This window comes from Methanobrevibacter sp. (assembly GCF_045646045.1).
Taxonomy (GTDB): Archaea; Methanobacteriota; Methanobacteria; order Methanobacteriales; family Methanobacteriaceae; genus Methanocatella.
This window is the reverse complement of sequence record NZ_JAZRJY010000158.1, coordinates 1-2,132: the sequence shown is the minus strand read 5'-3', so window position 1 is coordinate 2,132 and position 2,132 is coordinate 1. Positions and strand designations below refer to the sequence as shown.

Below are 2,132 nucleotides of genomic sequence, written 5' to 3'. Positions count from 1 at the left end.
GATGTTGAAAATTGCAAGAATAAAACTGTATGAAACAGGATTAAAAATATTTGATATTAAAGATGAAAAAGACAAAATAATTTTAGAAATGATAACTTATCGAATATCAGATCGTCTTAATTATGAATTAAAAAATGACTTCACCAGAAATCACATTGTAAACAAATCAAATTATGAACTTGAACAATATTCCAATGCCAAAGCAAAGGCCTATTACAGATTAGTAACAGAAAAGTTTTATATGTTCAATCAGAAACTACCACAATACGATTTACCAAAAATTATGGATGAAATCAGTTTTGATGAAACAAAAAAATTATTTACAGATATTTATTTTTCCGGCCGTGATATAGCCGGAAGAAAAATAATAGAAGGAGAAAAATAACTATGGGAGAATTTGTAGAGTATTTTATCAAGGCTATTATTTCAGCCCTTGCCGGTGTTGGTTTAATGGAATGGTTAAAGAATTTCATTAAGACAGAAAAGACCTGGATTTATTCAATCATAATGCCTGTTGTTGCTGTTGGATGTTTCTGCAGTATTGAATATCTTCCAATCGGTGTTTTTGGATCCATTATGACAATTGGAATTATGCAGATTAATTATCAGCTTTTAATTCAGGGAATCCAGAAAATTGTAAAATCTAAAATCAATTCAATTTCTAAATCGGAGACTGAAAATGAGTAATCAGATTAAAGACTTAAACAAAGAAATTCAGCCGGCTGCAAACAAAGCCTACAAAGCAATGAATAACTCTGCAACACTTAAAAAATTAGGTGTAGAAAAGGTTATTATTGTAGAAACAAAAAGAGACCTTGCCGTTCAAATGGCTTATTATTCACGTTCCAGAATGAAAGATCCTAAAGATGTAAAAGCAATGTATAAAGCTGCCGGATTATATGAACCAAGTGATTGGGAATGTAAAACGGCAAATACTCAGACACTTAATTCAAATCACATCAAAGGAATTGCTATTGACTTTGCACCTTTTAAGGCCGGTAAAATCTGGTGGGATGCTCCTGATTCTGTTTGGAATGAAATGGGAAATATCGGTAAAAAATACGGTTTTTCATGGGGTGGAGATTGGAAAGGTTTTGTGGATAAACCACACTTTGAAATGGTGTAATACTTATGGAAACACTAAAAAAAATAATTAAAACAATTGGAGCTATTATAGCAACAATCTTTTTTGGAATAACTGCTATTTTCTTATTTGATAAACATAAAGACAAAAAAGAAGAAACAGAAAAGGCCGAAAAAGCAAAAAAGGAAAAGAAAGATGAACTCGAAAAGAAAAGCGCTGATGATATTGCTGCCGATAGTCCTAACCCTGACACTATCAGCACAAACATTGAACGAGAACAAGAAGAACTTAGAGAACGAATTAGGGATAGACTTAACAAAAACATACCAGGGAACGGAAGTTCAAGCAATAATTGATATTATTCTTGAAGAAGCTGATAAGTCCATTGATAAAGCCTATAAAGAAGGTTATAAACAGGCTACAGTAGAACTAGCTCCAGAAGTTGAATATTGGAAAACCATGTATGAAACAAGAAAGAAAAACTCATATTCTGATAACATTAAGTTTACATTAATTGGTTTAGGCAGCGGATTAGTTCTAGGCACTTATACCGGAATAACTATAGGCTTAAAAATACCGGTTAATTAAATACAGAATTTAAACTATCTTTATTTTGCAATAAATCATCAAGATGCTCTATAGCTTTTGATTTATCATAATATTCAGTCATCTGTTCTGTTGTATGACCTACCATAAGCCTTAAATCATCACCTGAGATTTCACCACGAACCAATGAATTATAGGTAAATCTTAATGAATGAATTGTAATGTTTCTGGATATACAATCTATACCATTATTTTTTAATATACACTTGAAATGATCCAAAAGAAACCAAGTTGTCAAAGGTTTATCTTCATACATAAACACATAATCATTATCAGCTCTATCAAGCCTGAGTAAATCAATCATTTTTACAGTTCTATCAGGTAAAACAGTAACTCTCCACTTTTTATTTTTATCAGTCCATTTTTTTAATCTGTTTACTCTTTCATCATTAGAATCAATCATTGCATTAATAAGAATAGCATCAGGCCGTATAAACTGATT

General features: G+C 31.1%; 6 protein-coding genes. 5 read left to right on the top strand and 1 reads right to left on the bottom strand.

Annotation, left to right across the window (positions count from 1 at the left end; all coding sequences use genetic code 11):
- From ACKI5C_RS10560 to ACKI5C_RS10540, 5 genes are all read left to right on the top strand, one after another.
- A partial coding sequence (locus ACKI5C_RS10560) for a hypothetical protein (RefSeq protein WP_407433074.1) occupies nt 1-385 on the top strand: 385 nt, incomplete at its 5' end.
- Nucleotides 386-387: 2 nt separating this feature from the next.
- Nucleotides 388-687: a hypothetical protein gene (locus ACKI5C_RS10555; protein WP_407433073.1), complete on the top strand. Its 300-nt coding sequence runs from the start codon at nt 388-390 to the stop codon at nt 685-687.
- On the top strand, nt 680-1,126 hold the full coding sequence (locus tag ACKI5C_RS10550; RefSeq protein WP_407433072.1) for a M15 family metallopeptidase: 447 nt from the start codon (nt 680-682) through the stop codon (nt 1,124-1,126). Before ACKI5C_RS10555 ends, ACKI5C_RS10550 begins: the two co-directional genes overlap by 8 nt.
- Nucleotides 1,127-1,131: 5 nt before the next feature.
- Complete coding sequence (locus ACKI5C_RS10545; protein ID WP_407433071.1) at nt 1,132-1,440, top strand: hypothetical protein; 309 nt, start codon at nt 1,132-1,134, stop codon at nt 1,438-1,440.
- The gene (locus ACKI5C_RS10540; RefSeq protein ID WP_407433070.1) at nt 1,352-1,672 is read left to right on the top strand and encodes a hypothetical protein; all 321 of its coding nucleotides are present in this window, start codon (nt 1,352-1,354) and stop codon (nt 1,670-1,672) included. The genes ACKI5C_RS10545 and ACKI5C_RS10540 overlap by 89 nt, the downstream gene beginning before the upstream one ends.
- Here the strand turns inward: ACKI5C_RS10540 and ACKI5C_RS10535 are convergent.
- Nucleotides 1,665-2,132 (bottom strand): tyrosine-type recombinase/integrase (locus ACKI5C_RS10535; protein ID WP_407433069.1); only part of this gene is annotated, 468 nt, incomplete at its 5' end. The two genes, ACKI5C_RS10540 and ACKI5C_RS10535, sit on opposite strands and share 8 nt — an antisense overlap.

Coding starts and splice junctions, on each gene's coding strand:
- ACKI5C_RS10555 (WP_407433073.1), top strand. CDS start 388: ATGGGAGAATTTGTAGAGTATTTTATCAAGGCTATTATTTCAGCCCTT.
- ACKI5C_RS10550 (WP_407433072.1), top strand. CDS start 680: ATGAGTAATCAGATTAAAGACTTAAACAAAGAAATTCAGCCGGCTGCA.
- ACKI5C_RS10545 (WP_407433071.1), top strand. CDS start 1,132: ATGGAAACACTAAAAAAAATAATTAAAACAATTGGAGCTATTATAGCA.